This window comes from Streptomyces sp. Qhu_M48 (assembly GCF_051305195.1).
Classification (GTDB): Bacteria; Actinomycetota; Actinomycetes; order Streptomycetales; family Streptomycetaceae; genus Streptomyces.
Genome location: NZ_CP195432.1, coordinates 7,048,539 through 7,073,285 on the forward strand (window position 1 = coordinate 7,048,539; position 24,747 = coordinate 7,073,285).

The window sequence follows — 24,747 nt, forward strand, 5'->3', positions numbered from 1 at the left end:
GGGACACTGCGTGAGAGGCGCGGCGCCACGCGGGACTCTGGTCCCGTGACGCCCAGGCGGGCGGCGTCTCGTGTGGTCTGCCGCGCACGGCTCCCCCGGGGTCGCTTCCCCGTTCGCCAGTCGCCGTGCGTGTTCTCAGCGTAGCGGGTGGCCGGTCGGTCGGGGCCGACCGGGGAGCGGGGGCCGACCGGCGGGACACCGGCGAAGGGCGCGCCGTACGCGAGGTTTCCCCGCCCGGCATCCGAGCGACGATAGAAACAGGGGCCACACCCCCTCGTCGGGGTCACCCCCCGAGCCGCAGGACGAACGGAGATCCCGTGTCGAGCACACAAGACGCGATCGCTTCGGCGGAGGCGCACAGCGCTCACAACTACCACCCCCTGCCGGTCGTCGTCGCCTCGGCGGACGGCGCCTGGATGACCGATGTCGAGGGGCGCCGCTACCTCGACATGCTCGCCGGGTACTCGGCGCTCAACTTCGGGCACGGCAACCGGCGTCTGATCGACGCGGCGAAGGCCCAGCTGGAGCGGGTGACGCTGACCTCGCGCGCCTTCCACCACGACCGGTTCGCCGAGTTCTGCGCACGGCTCGCGGAGCTGTGCGGCAAGGAGGCGGTGCTGCCGATGAACACCGGCGCGGAGGCGGTCGAGACGGCCGTGAAGACCGCCCGGAAGTGGGGGTACGAGGTGAAGGGCGTGCCGGACGGGCACGCGAAGATCGTGGTCGCGGCGAACAACTTCCACGGCAGGACGACGACGATCGTCAGCTTCTCCACGGACCACGAGGCGCGGGACCACTTCGGTCCGTACACGCCGGGGTTCGAGATCGTGCCGTACGGGGACCTGACGGCGATGGAGGCGGCGGTCACCGAGAACACGGTGGCGGTGCTGCTGGAACCGATCCAGGGCGAGGCGGGGGTCCTGGTGCCGCCGGCCGGTTATCTGGCGGGGGTGCGGGAGCTGACGCACCGGCGGAACGTGCTGTTCATGGCGGACGAGATCCAGTCGGGTCTGGGCCGGACGGGCCGGACGTTCGCGTGCGAGCACGAGGGTGTGGTGCCGGACGTGTACATCCTGGGGAAGGCGCTGGGCGGCGGGGTGGTGCCGGTGTCGGCGGTGGTGGCCGACCGTTCGGTGCTCGGGGTGTTCCGGCCGGGTGAGCACGGGTCGACGTTCGGCGGGAACCCGCTGGCCTGCGCGGTGGCCCTCGAAGTGGTCGCGATGCTGCGGACGGGCGAGTACCAGGAGCGGGCGGCGGAGCTGGGCGAGCACCTCCACGCGGAGCTGGGGCTCCTCGTCGGCGGTGGGGCGGTGGAGGCGGTGCGCGGGCGCGGCCTGTGGGCCGGCGTGGACATCGCGCCCTCGCGCGGCACGGGCCGGGAGATCTCGGAGAAGCTGATGGAGCGGGGTGTCCTGGTGAAGGACACGCACGGCTCGACGATCCGGATCGCGCCGCCGCTGGTCATCTCGAAGGAGGACCTGGACTGGGGTCTGGAGCAGCTGCGGGGGGTGCTGTCGGCGGAGTGACGAACTCCGTTCCCGGGGGCGACGGACGCGGGCCGCGCCGGGCCGGGTCGGGTCCGGTCGGGCCGGGTCTGGTCCGGTCCGGTCCGGTCGGGCCGGGTCTGGCGGGGGCGGGCCGGGTCCGGTCGGGCCGGGTCTGGCGGGGGCGGGCCGGGTCCGGTCGGGCCGGGGCAGGTCGGGGGTCCGGTCGGGGCAACTCGGACCATTGACACGGTAGTTGGTCTAGGCCAATGATGCGGCCATGCCGAGACTCCGTCTGCGTCACGCCGCGCGTGCCGCGCTCGCCGCCCTCGTCCCGCTCGCGCTCCTCGGCGCGGTCACGGGGCCCGCGCACGCCGCCCCGAAGGCGGCCTGGCCCGAGCCCGTCCCGGTGGTCTCGCACGTCGAGACCACCGACCCGGTCGTCTTCATCACCATCGACGACGGCTGGTTCCACGACCCCGCCGCGGCGAAACTGCTGCTCGACCGCCGGGTGCCCGCCTCGCTCTTCCTGCTGCCCGGCGCCTACTCGTACGACTCCGGCTACTTCCACACCCTGCTGAACCAGGGGCGTTCCCGCGTCGAGAACCACACCGTCGGCCACCCGGACCTGACCACCCTCGACGCCGCCGGCCAGAAGGCGGAGGTGTGCGGGGCGCGCGACCGGCACCTCGCCCGGTTCGGGGACGGCCCGCGGCTGCTGCGCCCGCCGTACGGGGTGTTCGACGCGACCACCCGGACCGCGGCCCGCGCCTGCGGGGCGAAGGCGCTGGTGACGTGGACGTACGACCTCACCACCTGGGGCCAGTGGACCCCGCCGACGCCGGCCCTCAAGGCCGGCGACATCATCCTGCTGCACTTCAACGAGACCCTGGAGCAGGACCTGCGGCGAGCCCTCGACGCGGCCGAGGCGGCCGGCCTGAGGCCCGCGCCGCTGCGGGAGTACGTCGCGGAGTAGCTCCCGGGGGCGCTACAGGATGACGTGCGGGAGGAAGCGGGCGTACTCGTCGGTGACGGGACCCGCCGACTCCCGTATCCCGAGCCCCGCCGCCTCGTCCTCGACGACCCACGCGCCGAGCACCACCCGGTTGCCGTCGAAGTCGGGCAGCGGGGACAGCTCCTGGTAGCAGCAGGGCTCCCCGTCCCGTACGAACGGCTCCGTGCCGGCCTCGTGCAGGGTGACCCCCGCGCCCTCCCGGCCGAGCAGCGGCTTGGCGACCCAGCCGGTGGTCGTGGCGAGTTCGCGCGGCCCGTCGAGGTGGGCGGCGAGCAGGTTGGGGTGACCGGGGTAGAGCTCCCACAGGATCGCGAGGAGCGCCTTGTTGGAGAGCAGCATCTTCCAGGCGGGCTCGATCCAGCAGGTGGTGCCGGTGCCGCCGCCGTTGTCGAGGGTCTCCAGGACGTGCCGGCCGAAGCGGTCGGTGGTGAGCCACTCCCACGGGTAGAGCTTGAAGCAGCTGCGGATGAAGCGGAGCCGGTCGTCGACGAAGCGGCGCGAGAGCCGGTCCCAGCCGATCCGTTCGACGGAGAGCGCCTCGGTGTCGAGTCCGGCCTGCTGGGCGGTCTCGCGCAGGTACGCGACCGTCATCAGGTCCTCGCCGAGTTCGTCGCCGTCCGAGTGCGCGAAGTGGAGAGGCCCCGGGGGCAGCAGGTGGGCCTGCCGCTTCCAGGCGTCGACGAGCCGTTCGTGGAGGGAGTTCCACTGGTCGGCGCCGGGGAACCGCTCCTCCATCCAGAACCACTGCGGACTCGCGGCCTCCACCAGGGAGGTGGGGGTGTCGGCGTTGTACTCCAGCATCTTGGCCGGACCCGTGCCGTCGTAGCAGAGGTCGAACCGCCCGTAGAGGGAGGGTAGTTCGGCGCGGCGCCGCCAGGACTCGGCGACCAGGGAGACGAGCTTCGGATCGGTGATCCCGAGCTCGGCGAACCGGTCGTGCTCGACGATGTGGGCGGCCGCCGCCAGGCACATCGTGTGCAGCTCCTCGACGACCTCCTCCAGGGCCTCGACCTCGGGCAGGGTGAAGGAGTAGTACGCGCTCTCGTCCCAGTACGGACGGAGCGAACCGTCCGGGTGGCGGGTCAGGGGGTAGACGAGCCCCTGCTCCTCCACCGTCTCCTGCCAGCCGGGCCGGGGCTCGATCGTGTGGCGTCGCATGTGCCTGGCCCCTCTCAGCCGCCGCCGGAACCGGAGCAGCCGAAGCCCCCGGTGTCGACGGCCTTCTTGTCGAAGCTGCCGCCGCTCACCTTGCTGTCCCGGAGGGAACCGCCGTAGTAGTACGAGCCCCGGGTGGTGGAGCCGTTGTCGTCGTCGTCATCGCCACCGCCGCTCTCGCACCGGTAGCTCGGCAGCTCCTCGCGGGTCAGCGGGTCCACACACCGCCTGTCCGGCTCGGAGCCGCACGCGGTGATCGTCGCCGCGAGCACACCCATCCCGCCGAGCACCACCGTGCTCGACCTCAGCCTCCGCATGTCCGTCGCCCTCCCCTTCGCGGTCGCGACCGTCGCGATCACGACTGATCGCGTCCGCTCGGTCACGTGCACGCTTGTCGCGTTCACGTCTGTCGCGACCGCACAGTGTAGGCCGGTCGATTCCGCCGTCACCCCCTAGAGTCGTTTCGTGCTCCTCGGGATGATTTGTGCGCTCGCCTCGTCCGTCTGCTTCGGCGCGGCCTCGGTCTTCCAGGCGATGGCGGCCCGCTCCACGACACCCGGGACCGGCGGTGGCGTCGACGTCGCGCTGATGTGGCGGGCGCTGCGGCAGTGGCGGTACGTCGCCGGGCTCGGGATGGACGGACTGGGCTTCGTCCTGCAGATCGTCGCCCTGCGGACGCTGCCCGTCTACGTGGTGGGCGCGGCCCTCGCCGCGAGCCTGGCGGTCACCGCGGTCATCGCCTCCCGGGTGCTGCGGGTGAGGCTGCGCCGGGTGGAGTGGACGGCCGTGGCCGTGGTCTGCGCGGGGCTCGCCCTTCTCGCCCTGAGCTCCGGGAAGGAGGGCCACCGGAGCGGTCCGGAGTGGCTGCCCTGGGCTCTGCTCGCCGCCGCGTTCGGCGTCCTGCTGCTCGGCGTGGTGGGCGGTCGGCTGCCGGAGAAGCCCCGCGCCCTCGTCCTCGGCCTCGGCGCGGGCTTCGGCTTCGGGGTGGTGGAGGTGGCGGTCCGGCTGATCGACGGCATCGACTTCACCGACCCGTCCTGGTACGCGCTGCTGGTCGGCGGCGGGGCCGCGTTCCTCCTCCTGACCTCGGCGCTCCAGCGCGGCTCGGTGACCACGGCGACGGCGGGTTCGGTGCTCGGCGAGACGATCGGGCCGGCGATCGTCGGGGTGGTCTGGCTCGGGGACCGTACGAGGGAGGGGTACGGATGGCTCGCCGTCCTCGGCTTCGCGGTGGCGGTGGCGGGCTCCCTGGCCCTGGCCCGCTTCGGCGAACCGCCGGAGCCGGCGCCCGCCGGGGCCGCGGCGAGCCCGGCCTGACCGGCGGGCCCAGGCACAGGGAGCCCGGACTGACCGGGGAGCCGGGCCTGGCCGGGGAGCTCTGCCCGACCGGGGAGCCCTGCCCGATCCGAAAGGCGGGCCCGCCTAGGGCAGCACCCGGCACAGGCTCTGGAGGGCGCCCTGCCAGGCGCTGTCCGGTGGTGTCGCGTAGCCGACGACCAGCCCGTCCAGGGTCGCCGGGACCGTGGGGCGGCGGAACTGGTTGACGCCCTGGACGGCCAGGCCGTTCCAGGCGGCGGCCCGCAGGACGGCCTGTTCCGTCCCGGGCGGGAGGGCCAGGACGGCGTGGAGGCCGGCCGCGATCCCGCTGACCCGGGTCTCCGGCGAGTGCGCGGCCACCGCCGCGACCAGCTGGTCGCGGCGCCGCCGGTAGCGCAGCCGCATCGCCCGTACGTGCCGGTCGTACGCCCCCGAGCCCAGGAACTCCGCGAACGCCAGCTGATCCGGCGCCCCGGAGACCCAGTCCACGGCCCCCTTCGCCGCCACCACCTCGCCGACGAGGTTCTCCGGCAGCACCATCCACCCCAGCCGGAGCGCCGGGGCCAGGGACTTGCTCGCGGTGCCGAGGTAGACGACCCGCTCGGGGTCGAGTCCCTGGAGCGCGCCGACCGGCTGCCGGTCGTAGCGGAACTCCCCGTCGTAGTCGTCCTCCAGGACGAAACCGCCCGAGGCGCGCGCCCAGTCGACGACCGCCGCCCGCCGGTCCGGGGGCAGGGCGCCGCCCAGCGGGAACTGGTGGGCGGGCGTCATCAGGACGGCCCCGGCCGAGCCGAGCCTCCCGAACCCACCCGGCTTCCCCGACCCACCCGGCTCCCCCGACCCACCCGGCTCCCCCGACCCACCCGGCGCTCCCGACTCCCCGAGCCCTCTCGGCTCCCCCGGGCCCGTAGGCGCCGACAGTTCCTCGACCCTCGTACCCCGTTCGTCGAAGGGCAGAGCCGGGGTGCCGAGGCCCGCCCCGGTGAGCAGTCCCGCGTGGAGGCCGAGGCCGTACGACTCGACCGCCACGTCCCGGACGCCCCGGCTCCGCAACACCTCGCCGATCAGCATCAGGCCGTGCACGAAGCCCGCGCAGACGACGATGCGCTCGGGCCGGGCGTGCACGCCCCGCGCGCGGGCGAGGTACTCGGCCAGGACCGTGCGGAGTTCGATCCGGCCGCGCGGGTCGCCGTACCCGAAGGCCTCGTTCGGGGCGGCGGTGAGCGCCCGCCGGTACGCCTTGAGCCACTCGGCGCGCGGGAAGGACGCCAGGTCGGGGGTGCCGGCCTTGAGGTCGTGCGCGGGCCTGGCGGGCCGGGACAGGAAGGGCGCGGGGGCGGACGCGGGGGTCGGCCGGACCGCCGGGCGGGGGTCGGCGCGGCGGGCGACCCGGGTGCCGGAGCCCTGCCGGGCCGTGAGCCAGCCTTCGGCGACGAGTTCGGCGTAGGCGTCGGCGACGGTGTTGCGGGCCATGCCGAGGTCGGCGGCGAGCGACCGGGAGGACGGGAGCCGGGTGCCCGCCTCCAGGCGGCCGCTGCGCACCGCCTCCCGCAGGGCGTCCATGAGGCCGGCCCGCAGGCGCGGACCGCGGAGTTCCAGGTGGAGGTCGGCTCCAAAAGTGGCCCACTCGTCTGCCATGTCAATGGACCATACTCCTGAGCCACCTCGCTCGTACGGTGAAGGACATGACCACGCACACCGTCGAGAGCGCGGGGACCGCCGGTCCCGCTGCCGCCGCGAGGACCGAGTACGCCCACGAGCACGCCCCCCGGCTCCCCCTCGCCGAGCGCGTCCCCGAGTTCTACCGGGCGATGCTCCGCCTGGAGACGGCGGCGGCGAAGGACGTCGACCCGACCCTCTACCACCTGATCAAGATCCGGGCCTCCCAGGTCAACCACTGCGCGTTCTGCATCGACATGCACACCAAGGACGCGCTCGCGGAGGGCGAGACCGTCGAGCGGATCGTGCAGCTCTCCGCCTGGCGGGAGTCCCGGCACTTCTACACCGAGCGGGAGCTGGCCGCCCTCGAACTCACCGAGTCCGTCACCGTCCTCACCGACGGCTTCGTCCCCGACGAGGTGTACGCCCGCGCCGCAGCGCACTTCGACGAGACCGAGCTCGCCCGGGTCATCTCCGCGATCGTCGTCATCAACGCCTGGAACCGGATCGCCGTCACCACCCGGATGACGCCCGGCCACTACACCCCGCGCTCCGCGTGAACATGAGCGGGAGCGTGAACATGAGCGGGGACGTGGAGGTGGGCCGGAGCTGGGGCGCGGCCGCCGAGACCCTGCGCGGCCTCCACCGCGGCCGGGCGGCGGGCGATCCGCTCGTCCTGCCCGGCCCGTGGGACGCGGTGAGCGCCCGGGCCTTCGAGGCGGCCGGATTCCCGGCCCTCGCCACGCCGAGCGCCGGGATCGCCGCCTCCCTCGGGTACGAGGACGGGGCGACACCGGCGGCGGAGATGTTCGCCGCCGTGGCACGGATCGTCCGCGCCGTCTCGGTGCCCGTGACGGCGGACCTGGAGGGCGGTTACGGCCTCGCCGCGGCGGAACTGGTGGAGCGCGTAAGGGAGTCGGGCGCCGTCGGCGTGAACCTGGAGGACACCGGCCCGGCCGGCGGCCTCAAGGACCCGCGGGCGCACGCGGAGTGGCTCGCGGAGGTACGCGCCGCCGCGGGACCCGGACTGTTCGTCAACGCGCGCGTGGACGTGTACCTCCGCCGGGCCCCCGAGCCGGTGGAGGCCGTCGTCGCCCGCGCCCTGCTCTACGCGGAGGCGGGCGCGGACTGCGTCTACCCGATCGCGGCCCCGCCCGCCGACCTCCCGGCGCTCCGCGCCGCCCTCGGCGACCTCCCCGTCAACACCTTGGCCGCCCAGGGCGGTCCGACCTTCGCCGAGCTCGGCGAGCTGGGCGCGACCCGGATCACCTTCGGCGACGGGCTGCTCCTGCGGGTGGGGGCCGACGTCTCGGCCCTCGCGAAGAACCTCCGCAAGACGGGCACGCTCTGAGGCCTCGGACCCGTGCCCGCCTCCCCAGCGGGCCGGGGCTCCGGGCCCGCTGGGGCTCCAGGTCCGGCGGGTAGGCGGGTCCGCCGAGGCTCCGGGTCCGCCGGGTAGGCGGGTCCGGCTCTCCGTCGTCCGGTCAGTACGCGCCCGGCTGGAAGAACTGCAGGGCCACCCGGAGCACCTCGCGCTGCTTCGGCCAGTCCGTCACCGGGCCGGCGGCCAGGATCGCGTAGTGGTTGCCGTCCGGGGCCGTGAAGGCCCGGTCGACGACCTTGCGGCGGCCCTCCTCGCGCGCGTATTGGTAGACCAGTTCGGCGGCGTCGGCCGGGGCGCCCGGGTCCCCGGTGACCCTTTCGAGGCTGAGCTCCTCGTAGCCGGGTTTGTTGGCCCGCCCGTCCTCGGAGACCGCGCGCAGGGCCTCGTACGGCGTCATACCGGCCTCGGTGACGATGAAGACCTGGAGGAGGCTCCGGCCGTCCGGCGCGTTGAAGAAGACGCCGCCCTCGTCGGACTCGGTGCGGTTCCAGCCCTCGGGTGCGGCGATCGTGAAGCCCCTGAGGTCCTTCTGGACCCGGTAGCCGGCCGGGGGCGCGCCGGCCGTGGGGGTGGCTGACGGACCGGAGGGCGTCGGCGAGCCGGAGGTCGGGCCGGTGGTGCCGGTGGGCTCGCCGCTGTCGGTCGGATCGCCCGTGCCGCTCGTGTCGGTGGTCTCCGGCGCGTCCGAGACGGAGACCGCGGGACCACCGCCCGCCGCCGGGGTCCCGCCGTCCCTGCCCCAGAGCAGCCAGCCGCCCACGGAGCCCGCGGCGAGGACGGCCACGGCGACCCCCGCCGCGACGGCCGCCCGCGAGCGCGGCCGGGCGTCCGTCGCGGGGGCGCTGCCGGGCACCGGGTACCGCCAGCCGCCGGTCTCCGGTACGTACGCGGGCGCGTGCCCCGGCACGGCGTACTCGGGGGCGTACCCGGGTGCCGGCTCGGGCGTGTACTGCGGCGGAGGCGGCGGAAGTACGACGGGGCCGTCCCCGGCTCCCCCGACGTGACCTCCCGCTACGCCACCGGGCACGCCTCCGACTCCCCCGGCGGGGCCGTCCCCGGCCCCTCCGACGGGACCGGGCGCGGCCCCGTCGGACTCCCAGCTCTGCGTCTCGTCGTTCCAGCGGGCCCCGCCGCCCCCGTGACCGCTCATCTCACCCTCCGAGCAGGGTGCCGACGGCCTGGCCGACGGCCACGCCCGAGGCGAGGATGCCGGACACCGCGCCCGCGTCCGTGAGGGCCTGGCGCAGCCGGGCCAGTCGGCCGGCGCCCGCCCGGCCCGTGCCCTCGATCTCCTCCTCGGCGTCGGAGAGTTCGGCGTCCAGGGCGGTCGTCTGCTCGGAGGGCACGACGCCGCCGAGGTCGGCCCGGAGCCGGCGGATGGCCTGGAGCAGCGCCTCCTGCCGCGGGTCGCGGCTCGGTCCGGTGCCGTTCACCGTGCTGGTGACGGTGTTGTGGTCTCCGATGGTGACGTTGCCCGAGGTGTTGGTGACGTTGATGCCGCTCCGGGCGGTCCGGTCGTCGGCGGCGCCGTTCGCGGTGGTGTTGCCGGTCTCAGCCACGGTTGCCTCCGGTGGTCGCGGTGGTGAAGTTCCTGCTGGTGACGGTGTTGTTGTTGCCGAGGGTGACGTTGCCCCTGGTGTTCTCGATGAACGTGCCGCCCTCGGCGACATGGACGATCTTCTGCTCGAACTCGGCGGTCTCGTACCCCGCTTCGCGGAGCGCGGCCGTCACGCCGTTGGCGACCCGGTCCTGCACGCTCTTCAGGTAGCGGCTGATGTCCATCTCCTGGAAGAGCGAGGCCTCGTCGTCGGAGCCGAGCTCACGGACCGAGACCGCGGGCCCCTCGGGCAGCGCGTGGGCGTGGCCCGCGGTGAGCAGCCGCCAGCCGTGGCCGAGCGAGCGCCCGAGTGTGACGAGGGCCTGTCCGGCGGAGCGCGGGGTCTGGCCCAGCGCCCAGACGGCCTTGCCGAAGTGGTGGTTGTGGCGGTAGCGGTGGGCGATCCGGTCGGCGTACCGGTAGAGCGGCTTCACCGGACGCAGGACGTGCGGGGCGACCTCCAGCATCAGCATGCCGCCCTGCGTGTGGACGCGGACGAAGACGGTGGTGACGATCTCCTCGCCCCAGCCGCCGACCCTGATGCGCAGGAAGTGGCGCCGGGTCTCGCCGCCCTCCTCGATGGAGCCGGACCGGTGCGCCTCGAAGCCCTCGGGGCTGTACGGCGCGGCGGTGCGGGCCGGCAGCCCGTCGACCGGCAGGAAGACGACCTCGTCGATCTCCAGCTCGCGCAGCCGGTCCCGTACGGCGGCCTGGAGCTGCGGCGAACCGTGCGGGGAGGGCACGCGGAGCGCCTCCACGAGCGGGACGACGTGCCGCATGACGGCGCTGTTGTCGAGCGGTTCGGGCGCCTTGCCGTCGAGGTTCTTGCGGGGGCGCAGTTCGACGGAGAGCGACCAGGGCTCGTACGGCTCGCCCGCGCCGCAGAACGGGTCGTCGGCCCCGTACATGATCAGCCGGGCGTGCTGTTCGACCCGGATCCGGTCGCGCAGGCGGCGGGAGCGGGCTCCCTCGGCCAGCTCGGCCGGGTCGGAGCGCTGGTCGGCGAAGCGCTCGCGGGACAGCTCCTGGGTGAGCGCGCGGGCGAACTGGCCGCGCTGGGTGGCCACCGCCCAGGCCACCAGGAGCGGCACGGCGATGGTGATCCACACCTCAAGGCTGCCGATGCCCCACATCTCCTGGGCCGCGAGGCTCACCGCGAGGTCGAGGAACTCGCCCGTGTCGGAGTCGCCGAGGAACTCGCCGCCGGACTCGTCGTCACCGACGGCGAGGAAGAAGAGCAGCAGGGCGGACTGGAGCAGCATGAGCCGCCCGTACCAGCGCACCACGAAGGCGGCGACGACGCGGTAGACCGGGGCGGCGGCCGACCGGCCGCGGATCCAGCGGGCGAGGCCGAGGACGAGGAAGGGCACGATCAGAAGGGCGACCAGGCCCTTGGTGAGCGGGATCGCGATGATCCAGAGCGTGAGGATGCCGGCGGCCCAGCCGAGCTCGACGCGGCGGGCGCGCAGCGCGTGGGCGAGGACGCGGCTGGCGTCGTGGCCGAGGGAGGGGGCGGCGAAGCGCTCCTCGTGGACGTACAGCTGGTCGATGACCGCGTCACGGAAGCCGTCGTCGAGGTACGTGCCGGCGCAGAGCAGCCGGGTCGCCTCGCTGGAGGCCGGTAACCGCCGCGGGTCGACGGCCGGTGGCACGTGCGCCGGGACGTCCGGTGGCGTGCTCGGTGGCGTGTGGGGTGGCCCGTCGGGCTGCTGCGGAATGGACGACTGCGACAAAACTCCCCCGATGGTGTGTAACTTCCCTCGTTCACGGCTCACTTGACCGCGAACCGGTGGGTCAGCATAGGGGAGGTGGGGGGTTCCGCGTCGGCAGTAGAACGGCGCCCCCGGGCCGTACGGTCGGTCGTACGGCCCGGGGGCGCCGGGAATGTGGAGCCGGGGCCCTGAGGGCGCCTGACTCGGTGTGCCTTGGCTCGGGAGAGCCCTCTGTGCCGGGGCTCGGGAGAGCCCTGTGCCGGGGCTCCGGAGAGCCCTGGCGGGGTGGAGCCGGGACTCAGGAGCGCCCGGACCCGGTGGAGCCGGGACTCAGATGAGGCCGAGCTCGCGCACCGCGTCGCGCTCCTCGGCGAGCTCCGCCACGGAGGCGTCGATACGGCCGCGCGAGAAGTCGTTGATCTCCAGGCCCTGGACGATCTCGTACGTGCCGTCCTTGGTGGTGACGGGGAAGGAGGAGATGAGGCCCTCGGGGACGCCGTAGGAGCCGTCCGACGGGATGCCCATGGAGGTCCAGTCGCCCTCGGCGGTGCCGTTGACCCAGGTGTGGACGTGGTCGATGGCGGCGTTCGCGGCCGAGGCGGCGGAGGACGCGCCACGGGCCTCGATGATCGCGGCGCCGCGCTTGGCGACGGTCGGGATGAAGGTGTCGGCCAGCCACACCTGGTCGTCGACGAGCTCGGCGGCGTTCTTGCCGGCGATCTCCGCGTGGAAGATGTCCGGGTACTGGGTCGCCGAGTGGTTGCCCCAGATGGTGAGGCGCTTGATGTCCTCGACCGAGGCGCCGGTCTTGGCGGCGAGCTGCGACAGCGCGCGGTTGTGGTCCAGGCGGGTCATCGCGGTGAAGCGCTCGGCCGGCACGTCCGGGGCGGCGGCCTGGGCGATCAGGGCGTTGGTGTTGGCCGGGTTGCCGACGACGAGGACCTTGATGTCGTCCGCGGCGTGGTCGTTGATGGCCTTGCCCTGCGGCTTGAAGATGCCGCCGTTGGCGGCGAGCAGGTCACCGCGCTCCATGCCCTTGGTACGCGGGCGGGCGCCGACGAGCAGCGCGACGTTCGCACCCTCGAAGCCCTGGTTCGGGTCGTCGAAGATGTCGATGCCCTTGAGCAGCGGGAACGCGCAGTCGTCGAGCTCCATGGCGGTGCCCTCGGCGGCCTTCACGCCCTGCGGGATCTCGAGGAGGCGCAGCTTGACCGGCACGTCCGCGCCGAGCAGGTGGCCGGAGGCGATGCGGAAGAGCAGCGCGTAGCCGATCTGGCCGGCCGCGCCGGTCACGGTGACATTCACGGGAGTGCGGGTCATGGCGATCTCCGTAAGACAGCTGGCGGTGGGGGTCCCTGCCCCTGGTGCGGGATAGCTCTCTTGATCGATCGGTGTCTCGACATGAAGAGATATCCAGCGGTCAGGCTATCCGACCCGGGCCCCGGTGAATCCCCAACCCCTTGTGGTCCGGCTCACTGCCGCCCGTCCGTGTCCGGTCGACCGCCCGTCCGCGTCATGTTCCTCGTCATGCCCCTCGGGCCGGCCGCCCGGGCCCACCGACCGACCGTGGCCCACCGACCGCCACCCACCCATCGACCTATCGGTCCGGCGACCAAAGGGCCGATGGCCCGACCACGGACCGGCGCTAAGGGTTCGCGGTGCAGCCGTCGTCACCGTTCGCGAGCAGGCCGCAGGCCTTCGCGGCCGCGCCGGAGCCGACGGCGACCATCGGGGTGTACGCGTCGGTCTCCGCCGTCGTGTCGGCGTCCGGGGCGACGGTGGCGCGCCGCACCGTCTCCCCGGCCTCCACGGTCACGGTGTCCCCGGGGGCCGCCCCGGTGATCCGGGCCCAGGCGGCCGCGCAGGTGTCGCTGTAGCGGACCTCGACCTGGGCGGTGCCCACGCGGGCGAGGGCGACGGTGGTCGCGAGGGCGCCACCGCACCCCATCGCCTCCGGGTCCTGGCCGGCGCAGTCGGCTCCCGCGCATTTCACCCCCGCGGGAAGGCTGGTGCGCGGCGTGGAGGGCGGGGCGGCGGTGGTGGGCGGGGCGGCCACGGGGTCGCCCTCACCGTCCGAGCCGCCCAGATCGACCAGGAGCAGGGCAGCGGTGACGACGAGCAGGGCACCGAGGACGCCGGCGGCGTAGAGCAGGACCGACTTGCGCCGCGAGTCGGGGGTACGGGACGGGGACCCGGCGGAGGTACGGGACGGGGCGGGGGCAGGGGTACGGGGCGCGGGCACGGCGGAGTCGGAGGCCGGAGGCACCTCCGGCCGGGGCCGGTCGAGGCGCCGGATCTCCATGGTGCGGTCGTCACCCAGGCCGGGACCGAGGGCGGGAGCAGCAGTGCCGCCCTCCCCCGAGGCGGTGGCATCGTTCCCGGGAACAGGGCCACCGTTCCCCGGCGCAGCGTCGCCCCCCGCCCCCTCCACCGGCGCGGTGGAGCGGGCCCAGGCGCGCTCCGCGCGCTCCCAGTCGGTCGCGAGGGCCGCGGGGTCGCTTCCGGTCACCTCCGCGAGGGCCACGACGGCGCCACGGGGGGCGGGGAGGCGCGCGTTCAGATACCGGTCCCACGCGGCCCGTTCGTGTCCGGTGCGTTCGGCGACGGCCGTGACGCCGAGGCCGCTGCGGTCGACGAGACGACGGAGGCGCTCCGTGAACGCGCGGACGTCCGGGTCGAGTTCGTCCGGCAGCGCCTTCCAGCCAGGCATGTGCGGCCCCCCTTGTCCCGTGCCTCCCGCGGCGCCCGTGTCTCCCGCGGATCCCCTGCTTCCCCGAAGGATGGCAGGTCCGGGGGCGATGCGCGCCCCGGATGCGGAGCCGAGGTACCGGAATGGTCACTTCCGTGCCACAGCGCACCGACGGACCTTGTCCCCGCGTTGGCACGTACATGACCCTTGATCGCAGCGGCGCCCGCCCTCCCACGGGGGAGAGGGCGGGCGCCGTGCCTCGTGCGAGGCGGTCTAGGTCACCGTGAGGTGGAGTACGTCCTCCAGGAACGGGATCTTCAGCCAGGGTCCCGGCTGCACCATGAGCGCGAGCAGCACGATCAGGCCACCCATGACCCCGTACGTGATCATGTCCGTGAAGCGGGAGCGGACGGCCAGCATGCCCACGGAGGGCAGCACCCGGCGCATGACGGCCCCCACGAGGAGCGCGACCCCGACCAGGACGACCCCGATCCGGAAGGCCTGCGGGAACGGATCCGTCCCCACCACGAGCAGGCCGAGCCCGGCGAGTCCGAGCACGGTGAGCAGCGGCCACTGGCGGGCGGGCGCGGGGGCGTCGCCGGGGGCCGCCCGACCACCGCCCTCGGGGCGCGCGGTGCCGGTCGTGACGGTGGGCGGCCGGCGCCGCCGGGGACCGCCGACCGAGGTACCGGTGGAGCCGTCGGTGGCGCCGGCCGAGGTGGCCGCCGCAGCGTCCCCGTGCTCGGCGGCCACCGCGTCCTCGGCGCGCTCGCCGGCCTCCGCGTTCTTCGCCTCCGTCACGTCCGCCCCATCCTTCACGTCCGTCGCGTCCGTCACGTCGGCCCTCTCCACCCCGTCCGACTCTCCGGACGTCCCAAGGGTCCCGGAGGTCCCAGGGGTCTCGGAGGTCCCGGAAGTCCCAGGGGTCCCGGAGGTCACGTCAGAGCGCCGCGGCCGCGCGCTCGGCGGCCTCGACGACGTTGACGAGGAGCTGGGCGCGGGTCATCGGGCCGACGCCGCCGGGGTTCGGGGAGATCCAGCCGGCCACCTCGGCGACACCGGGGTGCACGTCGCCGACGATCTTGCCCTCGCCGTTGCGCGAGACGCCGACGTCGAGAACGGCCGCGCCCGGCTTCACGTCCTCGGGCTTGATCAGGTGCGGCACACCGGCCGCCGCGACGATGATGTCGGCGTTGCGCAGGTGCGCGGAGAGGTCGCGGGTGCCGGTGTGGCACTGGGTCACGGTCGCGTTCTCGGAGCGGCGGGTGAGCAGCAGCGGCATCGTGCGCCCGATGGTGACACCGCGTCCGACGACCACGACCTCGGCGCCGTTGATCTCGACGCCGTGGCGGCGGAGCAGCGTGATGACGCCGTTCGGCGTGCAGGGCAGCGGGGCGGGCTCGTTCAGGACGAGCCGGCCGAGGTTGGTCGGGTGCAGACCGTCCGCGTCCTTGGCCGGGTCCATCAGCTCCAGGATGCGGTTCTCGTCGATGCCCTTGGGCAGCGGGAGCTGGACGATGTACCCGGTGCAGGCGGCGTCCTCGTTGAGCTCCCGTACGACCGCCTCGATCTCCTCCTGGGTGGCGGTGGCGGGCAGCGTGCGCTGGATCGAGGCGAGGCCGACCTCCGCGCAGTCGCGGTGCTTGCCGGCCACGTACTTCTGGCTGGCCGGGTCCTCGCCGACCAGGAGGGTGCCGAGTCCGGGCGTGACGCCCCGCTCCTTGAGGGCCGCCACACGGACGGTCAGATCGGACTTGATCGCGGCTGCGGTGGCCTTGCCATCGAGAATCTGGGCGCTCATGGAGACATCCTCCCGGATGACCCCCGCCTTGTTCCAATTCGCTCGTGCCGGGCGGCCGATCGCGCCGGACAACAGGTTGCACTTGCACAACTCCGACGCGTATCGACTGGACAAAAAGTCGACGTTGCGACCACGATGATCGGCGAAGTACCGCGGAAAGTGCCGGGGGGAGTCCGCTCATTCACCGTGAAGAGAGTCCTCCGCGCGGGCCGCGTCGTCCCCGCACAGAGAAATTCACGGAGGAAACCCGCGATGAGCTTCGGTGACCCGAACAACCCCTACGGCCAGCCGCAGGGCCAGGGCCAGGGCCAGCAGCCCGGTTACGGCTACCCGCAGCAGGCCCCCCAGGGCGTGCCGCCGCAGCAGGGCTACGGCTACCCCGCAGCCCCGCCGGTCTCGCCGTACGGTGGCGGCGGCTACCCGGGCGGGGTCACGGAGATGCCCGGCAGTGTGAAGGCCGCGCGCGTCATGCTCTTCGTCATCGGCGGTCTGCAGATGATCGGCGTGGTCTTCGGTGTACTCGGTGCGATGGGCCTCGCCGCCGCGAAAGACGACCCGCAGCTGAAGGAAGACGTCCAATTCCAGCAGATCGCCGACATGTCAGTCGGCGCCGTCTGGGGCATCACCGCACTCATCCTGGCCTGGGGTGTCCTCGCGATCGTCCTCGGCGCCAAGTTCCGCAGCGGCGGCAACGGCGTCCGCGTCACGGCGCTCGTGTTCGGCATCATCACCGCGATCCTGGGTCTCTACCCGTTCCTGATCATCGGCCTTGCCCACACGGTACTGGCCATCCTGATCGCGGTCTTCGTGGCGAAGTCGGACGGCTCGGCCTGGTTCAACCGCAACAAGCAGCAGTACTGATCCACGTACGGCGAAGGGCCCGGTTCCAGGGGGAACCGGGCCCTTCGCCGTACGCGCCGCGTCACACCCGCCTGAGGACGGCGAACCCCTCCGAGCGGTGGGTGATCTCGTACCGCGCCTCCGGATGCAGTTGCGAAGCCAGCTGCGCCGGGTCCGTGACCTGCTGCGACCAGCCGCGCAGGTCGAAGGCGAGGTAGTCCGGGGTGGCACCCTTCGAGGTGCCCACCCAGTAGACCCGGTGGTCCGCCGTGAGGTGGGCGAGGAGCGAGACGTCGGCCTCCACGCTGACGCCCTCCGGCACCGCGTCCACCGCCGCCCGCGCCTGCGCGGTCCGGGCGTCCGTCCGGTACGTCTCCGGCTTCGTCAGCTCCCGCAGCGGCAGGTTCGCGGCGAGGACCAGCGCGACCGCCGTCGCGACCGGCACGACGACCTTCCCGTACGAGGCGAGCCAGGCGTGCGGCGAGGTGCGCACGGCGCGGACGCCGTCCACGAGCGCGAGGAAGACCACCGGCATCAGGATCGCGCTGTAGTGCCAGTGCATGCCCCAGTGGTTGGGGTCCTGGGAGAGGAAGCGCCAGCCGAGGGTGGGCAGGACGAGCAGGATCAGCGGGGAGCGCAGGGCGAGGAAGCCGGTGATGGCGAGCAGGTAGAACACCATCTCCCACCGCTCGCCCGAGGCGAGGGCGTCGCCGATGACCTGCCCGAAGGAGGTCTCGGCGCCCTGGCCGGTCTTCTCTATCTTGGACCAGTAGTCGTACTGGCCGACCCGGCTCGCCGCCGGGATCAGGACGAGGACCGTCAGGGCGAAGGCCGCCGCGCCGAACGCGGCCAGGGCGGCGCCGAGCTGCTTCTGCCCCTTCAGGAAGAGGACCACGCCGACCATGGAGACGGTCAGGCCCATGTCCTCCTTGACCAGGACCAGCGGGGCGGACCAGGCGACGGCCGCGGTCCAGCGCCCGAGGAGGAGGGCCCGGCAGGTCAGGGCGAGCAGCGGGACGGCGAAGGCGATCTCGTGGAAGTCGGACTTGACCGCCTCCTGGAGCCCCCAGGAGAGCCCGTACGCGACGGCGAGGCCGAGGCCGGCGGCCCGGCTGCCGAGGATCTGCTGGGTGGTGCGGCCGACGACGACGGCGCCGGAGGCGAAGAGCGCGGCCTGGGCGAAGAGCAGGGAGACCGGCGAGGACCAGATCCAGTACAGCGGCGCGAGGAGCGCGGTCACCGGACTGAAGTGGTCGCCGAGTATGTGGAAGCCGGGACCCTTGATGTCGACGACGGGGGCCCGGAACTCCGCGTACGCCCTGACCGACTGCCCGAAGATCCCGAGGTCCCAGGACGGGGTGCGGAACTGGGTGTACTGCACCCAGGAGTAGAGGAAGTACAGGCCGCACAGGACGGCGGCGAGGATCAGGTACGGGCGGAGCGGGGCCGGCGGGAGACCGTCCGGCGACTCGGTGCCGGCCGCGCCCGGAGCGCCGGTCGCGGCCTCCTCGGCGGACCGGTTCTGTACGTCCAACACCACGCCCCCACTACCAGTGGTCGACAAAAGAGCAACCCATTAGACCAGAGACCACCCGATCGGCGGATCGGTCACGGACCGGCGCCTCGCGGGCCCCTGAGTGGGACGGGACAGGGAACCTCAGCGGGACGGGACAGGAAAAAAGGGGCGGCCCGCCGCTTCCGGCGGACCGCCCTCTGTTCACACCGCTCAGTGGAAGAAGTGGCGCGTCCCCGTGAAGTACATCGTCACGCCCGCCTTCTTCGCGGCCTCGACCACCAGCTCGTCGCGCATCGAGCCGCCCGGCTGCACGACCGCCTTCACACCGGCCGCGGTGAGGATCTCCAGGCCGTCCGGGAAGGGGAAGAAGGCGTCCGAGGCCGCGTAGGCGCCGCGCGCCCGCTCCTCGCCCGCCCGCTCGACGGCGAGCTTCGCGGAGTCGACGCGGTTGACCTGGCCCATGCCGACGCCGACCGAGGCGCCGTCCTTGGAGAGCAGGATCGCGTTGGACTTGACCGCGCGGCAGGCCTTCCAGGCGAAGGCGAGCTCGGCGAGCTCCTCCGCGGACAGGGCGTCTCCGGTCGCCAGGGTCCAGTTCGCCGGGTCGTCGCCCTCGGCCTGGAGGCGGTCGGTGACCTGGAGGAGCGCTCCGCCGTCGATCGGCTTGACCTCGACCGGGTTGGCCGGGGCGCCCTCGGCGCGCAGCACACGGATGTTCTTCTTCTTGGCGAGGACCTCGACGGCACCGTCCTCGTACGCCGGGGCGACGATGACCTCGGTGAAGATCTCCGCGACCTGCTCGGCCAGCTCGACCGAGACCGGGCGGTTGACGGCGATGACGCCGCCGAACGCGGACAGCGGGTCGCAGGCGTGGGCCTTGCGGTGGGCCTCGGCGACGTCGGCGCCGATCGCGATGCCGCACGGGTTGGCGTGCTTGATGATCGCGACGCAGGGCTCGGTGTGGTCGTACGCGGCCCGGCGCGCGGCGTCGGTGTCCGTGTAGTTGTTGTAGGACATCTCCTTGCCGTGCAGCTGCTCGGCCTCGGCGAGGCCGCCCGTGCCGTCGACGTACAGCGCGGCACCCTGGTGGGGGTTCTCGCCGTAGCGCAGGACGTTGTTCCGCTCGTACGTGGCGCCCAGGAAGTCCGGGAAGCCGCTGTCGTCGCCCGCCGCGTACTCGTCGGCGAACCAGGAGGCCACGGCCACGTCGTACGCGGCGGTGTGCTGGAAGGCCTCGGCGGCGAGCCGCTTGCGGGCGGTCAGGTCGAAGCCGCCGGCCTGGACGGCGGCGAGCACGTCGGCGTACCGCTCGGGGCTGGTGACGATCGCCACGGACGGGTGGTTCTTGGCGGCGGCACGGACCATCGACGGGCCACCGATGTCGATCTGCTCGACGCACTCGTCGGGGGTGGCGCCGGAGGCGACCGTCTCGCGGAACGGGTAGAGGTTCACGACGACCAGGTCGAAGGGCTCCACGCCCAGCTCGGCGAGCTGCTCGCGGTGCGACTCCAGGCGCAGGTCGGCGAGGATGCCGGCGTGCACGCGCGGGTGGAGGGTCTTGACGCGGCCGTCCAGGCACTCGGGGAAGCCGGTCAGCTCCTCGACCTTGCTGACCGGCACCCCGGCGGCGGCGATCCTCCCGGCCGTGGAGCCGGTGGAGACGAGCTCGACACCGGCCTCGTGCAGACCGCGGGCCAGCTCCTCCAGACCCGTCTTGTCGTAGACGCTGACCAGCGCGCGGCGGATGGGCTTAACGGTGTCCGTGTTCACCGACATGAACCTTTCGTCCCTCAATGCGATAGCCGTGCCGGGCGAGGCGCCCCACGACGTCGACGAGCAGCGAGCGCTCGACTTCCTTGATGCGCTCGTGGAGAGCGGCTTCATCGTCCTCGTCCCGCACCTCGACCACGCCCTGGGCGATGATCGGGCCGGTGTCGACACCGTCGTCGACGAAGTGGACGGTGCACCCGGTGACCTTCGCGCCGTAGGCGAGGGCGTCACGCACCCCGTGGGCACCGGGAAAACTGGGCAGCAGCGCCGGGTGGGTGTTCACGACCCGGCCGCCGAAGCGGGCGAGGAACTCCTTGCCGACGATCTTCATGAAACCGGCCGAGACGACGAGGTCCGGCTCGTACGCGGCGGTGGCTTCGGCCAGCGCGCGGTCCCACTCCTCGCGGCTCGCGTGGTCCTTCACCCTGCACACGAAGGTCGGCAGCCCGGCGCGCTCGGCGCGCTCCAGACCGGCGATCCCGTCGCGGTCGGCGCCGACGGCGACGATCTCCGCGCCGTACCCCTCGGGGTCCGCGGCGATGCCGTCGAGGAGGGCCTGCAGGTTGGTACCGGAACCGGAGACCAGGACGACGAGGCGGGCGGCAGCCACTGGGTCACTCTTTCCGTGGTGTTTGTACGGTCGTACGAACGAATCGTGCCGCTCGATACGGGGAACCCTACGAATGGCTCGACCGTCAGCAACGATACCGGCACACCGGACGGCCCCCACGGGACGGGGGCGGAGCAGGGCGGTAGCGTCAGGGTCCGACGCCTGACGATCAGCAGACGATCAGCGACAGCGGCGGACGAGACAGCAGCGGAGACCACGGGTGCGGCCGTGGTCGTGACGACAGAGGGAAGACGTTCAGCAGATGCCGGAACGCCAGTCCACGGACGACAACAACCCGTTCGCGCCGCCGCCCGAGGGCAGGCCGGACCAGCCGTGGCAGCCGCGGCGACCGGAGGGCTCGGACGACGAACCGTCCGGGACCCCGGACTCGTCCGACGGCCGCTGGAGCCCACGCCAGCCGGGCCCCTCGAACGACGGCTTCGGCCGGGGGCCCGAGCGCCAGGGCAAGCCGGAGGGCGGCGGCCAGGGCGGCCCCGGCCGCCAAGGGCTCCGCTGGGACCCGACGGACCCGGCGCAGCGGCGGGCGCGCTACGCGATCCTCGCCGGCATGTGGGCCTTCTTCTTCGCCATCTTCGAGCTCCCGGAGCTGGCGCTGCTGCTCGGCGCCCTGGGCCTCTACTGGGCGATCAGCTCGCTGCGCGCCAAGCCGAAGCCCGCGGCGGAGCTGTCGTCGACATCACAGCCGGCGGCCCCCGCGGCGTCTCAGCCCTCGGGACAGCCCGCCGGACAGCCCACCGGCCGGCCCTCGGGCCAGGGCGCCACGGCGGCCCCGCTCCGCTCGATGCGGACGGCCGCGATCAGCGGTCTGGTCGCGGCGAGCGTCGCCCTGCTGATCGTCGCGGTGGGCTTCACCATGCGGCTTGTCTACAGCGACTTCTACGAGTGCCGCGACGACGCCCTCACCCACGCGGGCCAGCTGGCCTGCAACGACCTGCTGCCGAAGCCGCTCCGCGCGGGATTCGGGGTCCGGGAGTAGCCGCACCCGCGGAACCGGTCTAGTCGCGGGGCGGCGGTTGCGGCTCCCAGGCGGCCGGGAGGTAGTCGTACGGCTCGAAGGCTGAGTCGTCGTACGGGTCGTCGTGCACCGGCTCCCCGGGCGTCGAGGCGTCCGGAGAGGACGGGGCGACGAGCCCGGACGGGTTCGGGGTCACGCGGCCGGACGGGTTCGGGGCATTGCGGCCGGGCGGGGCGACGAGCCCGGTCGCGGGCGCGGCACCGGCCCCGGGCGCGGGCCCCGAGGCGGGTGCGCGTCCTGAGGCGGCTCCGGTCCCGCGCCCCGTCCCCGGCCCGGCCCCCGGCCCCGTCCTGGGCGTCGGCCCGGCCCCGGGCGCGCACGCCGAGCCCTTGCGGGAGGCGGCCCCGGCCGCCGGCGCCGACACCCGCTTCGAGCGAGGGACACGCCGGCCCCAGGCCCGTACACCCAGGGACACCGGCACCCCCACACACGCGCCCCACAGGACCGTCGCCGCGCCCGTCTGCCACCACACCGGGCCGAACGCGGAGAGTCGGCCGGTGCCGAGCGGGCCGCCCGCCGCGCCCGCGAGGACCGCGACCGCCGCCCCGCACCCCCAGGCCGCGCCGAGCGCCGTGAGCGCCGTGTCCCGGGCCGTCCAGGTCCGCGCCGAACGGCCCACCCGCCCTCCCTGGAGCACGGCGGCGGCCAGCGGGACCGCCACGACCGCCCACTGGACCCAGGTGCCGCGCCCTTCGGCGGGCAGCGCGGCGAGCAGCGGGAAGGGCGGCACGGCCGGGTCGCCGGCGAGACCGAGGGGCGTCGCGAGCGCACCCGTACCGAGGGTGAGACCCGGCCCCAGCCCGTACGCCGCTCCCCAGACGGCCGCGTTCGGCAGCAGGGCCAGGACGAGGAGCAGCACCGTCACCCGTCCGGACCACTCCCCCGCGAGACCCGTGTACGCGGCCTGCGCCTCGGTCGCGTGCCAGGCCAGCGAGACCGCCGCGGCGACCGCGCCGCCGCCGAGCAGCGTGCCGAGGCCGAGCCCCGCCGCGCGCAGGGCGGCGGCCGCCTGGCGCTGTCCGGGCAGCGGGCGGCCGAGCGCCGTCCAGACCCCGGCCCCGGCCGCGCCCGCGACGACGGCGGGCAGCCAGAGTCCGGCGGCGAGGAGGTCGGCGGGCAGCGGGCCGCTCCTGCTGTAGACCACGACCGCCGCCGCGACCAGCAGATACCCCCCGGCCACCGCGGCGACGGCACCGCCCGCGGAGGGGCGCGGCCGGTCGTTGTCGTCGCCCGGGTCGAGGGTGTCGCGGGCGGCCCGGTGGACGAGCCAGGCGGGCAGGGCGACGAGGAGCAGCGGGACGATGCCGAGGGGGGCGGGCAGGCCGGACAGGGTGTCGGTACGGACGAGGTCCACGCCGTGGGCGAGGAGCCAGAGCCCGGCGGCCAGGTGGAAGGCGCCGGCCGGTCCGCTGTCGGGGTACGGGGAGCTGATCCAGACCACGATCACCAGGACCGCGAGGGCGCCGAGACCGAGTCCGGCGGCGACCCCGCCGCGGACGCAGGCGGTGGCGAGCGCGGCGGTCCGGCCGCCCTGGACCAGGAAGTGCTCGGTCACATGGGTCACGGGGCCATGCTCCCAACGACACGCGCTTTCGCCGCGTAACAGGCAAACCTCCGTTGTGTCGCTCAAGATACGTTTATGTACTTTTCCGCCCAGAGCAGCTCTGCGGGAGGTCGACACCGATGAGCCGGAGCACCGCGGATTCCGCATCCTCCGTCACCCTGCCGACCCCGAAGGAGCGGCGCAGGTTGCGTGAGGCCCTCGCCCTGAGCGAGGAGCAGGTCGCCGAGGCCATGGGCGTCACGAAGGCCACGGTCAAGTCGTGGGAGACCGGGCGCTCGGCGCCCCGGGGCCGCAAACGCGAGGCGTACGCGAGGCTGCTCGGCCTGTACGAGCGGGCCGCCGGCGACGCGCCTCCGCCCGTACGGCCGGAGGCACAGGCCCGGCCACAGGCGCAGGGACAGGCGCAGCCACCGGTCGGGGCGCGGGAGGAGGAGCGGGAGCGGTCCCAGCCCGTGGCGCTCTCACCGTCACCGTCACCGTCACCGTCACCGGCACCGGCGCAGCCGTCGGCGCCATCACCCGTTCGGACGCAGGCGCAGCCGCAGGCGGCGAGCGTCCGGCCCCGGGCGGCCGTCAAGCGGGCCGCCAAGCCGCCCAAGGCGCCCACCCCGGCGCCGGCCATCGCGTCCGGCCCCGCCCGCAGGGGCTCCCCGAGGCCCCAGGAGCGGCTGAAACCGGTGACGGCCGAGACCCCGGAACCGGTGGCGGTCCCCGGCCTCACCCCGGAGGAGGCCTTCGACGCGCTGTACGCGCACGCCGCGCCCGGCCTCGTCCACCAGACGTATCTGCTGACGGGTCGCCGGCGGCTCTCCCGCGAGGCCGTCGAGCACGCCTTCCACCACGCCTGGGAGCACTGGCCCGAGGTGGCCGTCGACGCGGACCCGGTGGGCTGGGTGCGGGCGGCCGCGTACGAGTACGCGCTCTCGCCCTGGCACCGGCTGCGCCGCGCCCACAAGCACCCCGACGCCCCTCCCACGGAGGCGCACCGGCGGGCCCTGCTCGCCGCGCTCCTCGACCTGCCCGCGCCGTACCGCCGCACCGTCCTGCTCTACGACGGGCTCGGCCTCGACCTGCCGGAGACGGCGGCGGAGACGGAGGCGAGCACCCCCGCCGCCGCCAACCGGCTGCTGCACGCCCGCACCTTCCTCGGGCAGCGGGTGCCCGAACTCGCCGAACCGGAGGTACTGCACCAGCGCCTGGGCGAGCTGGTCGCGGAGGCGCCGACGGCGACCCTCCCGGCGGCCCGTACGGTCCGGGCCGGGAGCGAACGCCGGACCCGCAAGTGGACCCGCGCGGTCCTCGGCGTCACGGCGGGCCTCCTCGTCGTCACGGGCTTCACGGCGGCGACCGCCCCGACCCGGTACATCCCGGTGAACGCCCCCGGCGAGACCGTCAACGGCGTCCCGGTGCGCGGCGGCCCGCAGAAGCTCCGCCCGGAGGACCTGGAGCTCCGCGACAGACTGCGCTCCGAGCCGAACCCGGGCCCGGAACGGCTGGTCCCGGCCGCCGAGTGACCCGCGCACGCGAGTGGGCCCCGCCCCCGCCCGGTTTCCCGGGAGGGGGCGGGGCCCACTCGTGTCACGACCTGGGCGGTGAGC

Annotated in this window: 22 protein-coding genes and 1 riboswitch; of the genes, 8 read left to right on the plus strand and 14 right to left on the minus strand. The window is 74.0% G+C overall.

The window, feature by feature from the left end:
- Positions 1 to 43: 43 nt before the first annotated feature.
- Positions 44 to 134: riboswitch (ZMP/ZTP riboswitch) on the minus strand.
- 183 nt (positions 135 to 317) lie between these two features.
- Positions 318 to 1,526 carry an ornithine--oxo-acid transaminase gene (rocD, locus tag ACRRSS_RS31545; RefSeq protein ID WP_435974446.1) on the plus strand — a complete coding sequence of 403 codons (1,209 nt, stop codon included), beginning with the start codon at positions 318 to 320 and terminating at the stop codon, positions 1,524 to 1,526.
- Between the two features lie 238 nt (positions 1,527 to 1,764).
- The gene (locus ACRRSS_RS31550; protein ID WP_435974447.1) at positions 1,765 to 2,460 is read left to right on the plus strand and encodes a polysaccharide deacetylase family protein; all 696 of its coding nucleotides are present in this window, start codon (positions 1,765 to 1,767) and stop codon (positions 2,458 to 2,460) included.
- A gap of 12 nt (positions 2,461 to 2,472) precedes the next feature.
- Here ACRRSS_RS31550 and ACRRSS_RS31555 read toward each other — a convergent pair whose 3' ends face one another.
- Entirely contained in the window at positions 2,473 to 3,657 is a 1,185-nt protein-coding gene (locus tag ACRRSS_RS31555) for a glutathionylspermidine synthase family protein (RefSeq protein ID WP_435974448.1), read from the minus strand.
- 14 nt (positions 3,658 to 3,671) lie between these two features.
- The gene (locus tag ACRRSS_RS31560) at positions 3,672 to 3,971 is read right to left on the minus strand and encodes a hypothetical protein (protein WP_351901757.1); all 300 of its coding nucleotides are present in this window, start codon (positions 3,969 to 3,971) and stop codon (positions 3,672 to 3,674) included.
- Between the two features lie 160 nt (positions 3,972 to 4,131).
- On the opposite strand from ACRRSS_RS31560, the gene ACRRSS_RS31565 reads away from it, so the two are divergent.
- Entirely contained in the window at positions 4,132 to 4,971 is an 840-nt protein-coding gene (locus tag ACRRSS_RS31565) for a hypothetical protein (RefSeq protein ID WP_435974449.1), read from the plus strand.
- Positions 4,972 to 5,076: 105 nt separating this feature from the next.
- On the opposite strand, the gene ACRRSS_RS31570 is transcribed toward ACRRSS_RS31565, so the two are convergent.
- Positions 5,077 to 6,609 carry a PLP-dependent aminotransferase family protein gene (locus ACRRSS_RS31570; protein WP_435974450.1) on the minus strand — a complete coding sequence of 511 codons (1,533 nt, stop codon included), beginning with the start codon at positions 6,607 to 6,609 and terminating at the stop codon, positions 5,077 to 5,079.
- A gap of 47 nt (positions 6,610 to 6,656) precedes the next feature.
- Between ACRRSS_RS31570 and ACRRSS_RS31575 the strand changes: the two genes are divergently transcribed.
- Both ACRRSS_RS31575 and ACRRSS_RS31580 read left to right on the plus strand, forming a co-directional pair.
- A complete protein-coding gene (locus ACRRSS_RS31575; RefSeq protein WP_435974451.1) occupies positions 6,657 to 7,190 on the plus strand; it encodes a carboxymuconolactone decarboxylase family protein in 534 nt (177 codons plus the stop codon).
- 20 nt (positions 7,191 to 7,210) lie between these two features.
- The gene (locus tag ACRRSS_RS31580) at positions 7,211 to 7,981 is read left to right on the plus strand and encodes an isocitrate lyase/PEP mutase family protein (RefSeq protein ID WP_435974452.1); all 771 of its coding nucleotides are present in this window, start codon (positions 7,211 to 7,213) and stop codon (positions 7,979 to 7,981) included.
- Positions 7,982 to 8,114: 133 nt separating this feature from the next.
- Here the strand turns inward: ACRRSS_RS31580 and ACRRSS_RS31585 are convergent, their stop codons facing one another.
- From ACRRSS_RS31585 to ACRRSS_RS31615, 7 genes are all read right to left on the minus strand, one after another.
- Complete coding sequence (locus ACRRSS_RS31585) at positions 8,115 to 9,164, minus strand: hypothetical protein (protein ID WP_435974453.1); 1,050 nt, start codon at positions 9,162 to 9,164, stop codon at positions 8,115 to 8,117.
- A 1-nt stretch (position 9,165) separates the two neighbouring features.
- Entirely contained in the window at positions 9,166 to 9,573 is a 408-nt protein-coding gene (locus tag ACRRSS_RS31590) for a hypothetical protein (RefSeq protein ID WP_435974454.1), read from the minus strand.
- Positions 9,566 to 11,344 carry a hypothetical protein gene (locus ACRRSS_RS31595; RefSeq protein ID WP_435974455.1) on the minus strand — a complete coding sequence of 593 codons (1,779 nt, stop codon included), beginning with the start codon at positions 11,342 to 11,344 and terminating at the stop codon, positions 9,566 to 9,568. The genes ACRRSS_RS31590 and ACRRSS_RS31595 overlap by 8 nt, the downstream gene beginning before the upstream one ends.
- Before the next feature lie 309 nt (positions 11,345 to 11,653).
- Positions 11,654 to 12,643, minus strand: a complete 990-nt coding sequence (locus ACRRSS_RS31600; RefSeq protein WP_435974456.1) for a malate dehydrogenase — start codon at positions 12,641 to 12,643, stop codon at positions 11,654 to 11,656.
- 325 nt (positions 12,644 to 12,968) lie between these two features.
- Positions 12,969 to 14,033: a DUF2690 domain-containing protein gene (locus ACRRSS_RS31605; protein ID WP_435974457.1), complete on the minus strand. Its 1,065-nt coding sequence runs from the start codon at positions 14,031 to 14,033 to the stop codon at positions 12,969 to 12,971.
- Between the two features lie 252 nt (positions 14,034 to 14,285).
- Entirely contained in the window at positions 14,286 to 14,849 is a 564-nt protein-coding gene (locus tag ACRRSS_RS31610) for a DUF3017 domain-containing protein (RefSeq protein WP_435974458.1), read from the minus strand.
- Between the two features lie 103 nt (positions 14,850 to 14,952).
- Entirely contained in the window at positions 14,953 to 15,813 is an 861-nt protein-coding gene (locus ACRRSS_RS31615) for a bifunctional methylenetetrahydrofolate dehydrogenase/methenyltetrahydrofolate cyclohydrolase (RefSeq protein ID WP_435974459.1), read from the minus strand.
- A gap of 252 nt (positions 15,814 to 16,065) precedes the next feature.
- Between ACRRSS_RS31615 and ACRRSS_RS31620 the strand changes: the two genes are divergently transcribed.
- Entirely contained in the window at positions 16,066 to 16,674 is a 609-nt protein-coding gene (locus ACRRSS_RS31620) for a hypothetical protein (RefSeq protein ID WP_435974460.1), read from the plus strand.
- A gap of 61 nt (positions 16,675 to 16,735) precedes the next feature.
- On the opposite strand, the gene ACRRSS_RS31625 is transcribed toward ACRRSS_RS31620, so the two are convergent.
- The 3 genes from ACRRSS_RS31625 to purN all read right to left on the minus strand — a co-directional run bounded on the left by ACRRSS_RS31625 (position 16,736) and on the right by purN (position 20,549).
- Positions 16,736 to 18,190, minus strand: coding sequence for a DUF2079 domain-containing protein (locus tag ACRRSS_RS31625; protein WP_435975471.1), 1,455 nt, complete (start codon positions 18,188 to 18,190; stop codon positions 16,736 to 16,738).
- A gap of 189 nt (positions 18,191 to 18,379) precedes the next feature.
- Entirely contained in the window at positions 18,380 to 19,945 is a 1,566-nt protein-coding gene (gene purH / locus ACRRSS_RS31630) for a bifunctional phosphoribosylaminoimidazolecarboxamide formyltransferase/IMP cyclohydrolase (protein ID WP_435974461.1), read from the minus strand.
- Complete coding sequence (gene purN, locus ACRRSS_RS31635; RefSeq protein ID WP_435974462.1) at positions 19,920 to 20,549, minus strand: phosphoribosylglycinamide formyltransferase; 630 nt, start codon at positions 20,547 to 20,549, stop codon at positions 19,920 to 19,922. The genes purH and purN overlap by 26 nt, the downstream gene beginning before the upstream one ends.
- A gap of 262 nt (positions 20,550 to 20,811) precedes the next feature.
- Between purN and ACRRSS_RS31640 the strand changes: the two genes are divergently transcribed.
- Positions 20,812 to 21,546, plus strand: coding sequence for a hypothetical protein (locus ACRRSS_RS31640; protein WP_435974463.1), 735 nt, complete (start codon positions 20,812 to 20,814; stop codon positions 21,544 to 21,546).
- A 19-nt stretch (positions 21,547 to 21,565) separates the two neighbouring features.
- On the opposite strand, the gene ACRRSS_RS31645 is transcribed toward ACRRSS_RS31640, so the two are convergent.
- Positions 21,566 to 23,149, minus strand: a complete 1,584-nt coding sequence (locus tag ACRRSS_RS31645; RefSeq protein ID WP_435974464.1) for a cell division protein PerM — start codon at positions 23,147 to 23,149, stop codon at positions 21,566 to 21,568.
- 119 nt (positions 23,150 to 23,268) lie between these two features.
- Between ACRRSS_RS31645 and ACRRSS_RS31650 the strand changes: the two genes are divergently transcribed.
- Complete coding sequence (locus ACRRSS_RS31650; protein ID WP_435974465.1) at positions 23,269 to 24,663, plus strand: helix-turn-helix domain-containing protein; 1,395 nt, start codon at positions 23,269 to 23,271, stop codon at positions 24,661 to 24,663.
- The last annotated feature ends 84 nt before the right edge of the window (positions 24,664 to 24,747 follow it).

Coding starts and splice junctions, on each gene's coding strand:
- ACRRSS_RS31565 (WP_435974449.1), top strand. CDS start 4,132: ATGATTTGTGCGCTCGCCTCGTCCGTCTGCTTCGGCGCGGCCTCGGTC.
- ACRRSS_RS31650 (WP_435974465.1), top strand. CDS start 23,269: ATGAGCCGGAGCACCGCGGATTCCGCATCCTCCGTCACCCTGCCGACC.
- purH (WP_435974461.1), bottom strand. CDS start 19,945: ATGTCGGTGAACACGGACACCGTTAAGCCCATCCGCCGCGCGCTGGTC.
- ACRRSS_RS31605 (WP_435974457.1), bottom strand. CDS start 14,033: ATGCCTGGCTGGAAGGCGCTGCCGGACGAACTCGACCCGGACGTCCGC.
- ACRRSS_RS31575 (WP_435974451.1), top strand. CDS start 6,657: ATGACCACGCACACCGTCGAGAGCGCGGGGACCGCCGGTCCCGCTGCC.
- ACRRSS_RS31580 (WP_435974452.1), top strand. CDS start 7,211: ATGAGCGGGGACGTGGAGGTGGGCCGGAGCTGGGGCGCGGCCGCCGAG.
- ACRRSS_RS31615 (WP_435974459.1), bottom strand. CDS start 15,813: ATGAGCGCCCAGATTCTCGATGGCAAGGCCACCGCAGCCGCGATCAAG.
- ACRRSS_RS31640 (WP_435974463.1), top strand. CDS start 20,812: ATGCCGGAACGCCAGTCCACGGACGACAACAACCCGTTCGCGCCGCCG.
- ACRRSS_RS31570 (WP_435974450.1), bottom strand. CDS start 6,609: ATGGCAGACGAGTGGGCCACTTTTGGAGCCGACCTCCACCTGGAACTC.
- ACRRSS_RS31620 (WP_435974460.1), top strand. CDS start 16,066: ATGAGCTTCGGTGACCCGAACAACCCCTACGGCCAGCCGCAGGGCCAG.
- ACRRSS_RS31560 (WP_351901757.1), bottom strand. CDS start 3,971: ATGCGGAGGCTGAGGTCGAGCACGGTGGTGCTCGGCGGGATGGGTGTG.
- ACRRSS_RS31600 (WP_435974456.1), bottom strand. CDS start 12,643: ATGACCCGCACTCCCGTGAATGTCACCGTGACCGGCGCGGCCGGCCAG.
- ACRRSS_RS31585 (WP_435974453.1), bottom strand. CDS start 9,164: ATGAGCGGTCACGGGGGCGGCGGGGCCCGCTGGAACGACGAGACGCAG.
- ACRRSS_RS31555 (WP_435974448.1), bottom strand. CDS start 3,657: ATGCGACGCCACACGATCGAGCCCCGGCCCGGCTGGCAGGAGACGGTG.
- ACRRSS_RS31550 (WP_435974447.1), top strand. CDS start 1,765: ATGCCGAGACTCCGTCTGCGTCACGCCGCGCGTGCCGCGCTCGCCGCC.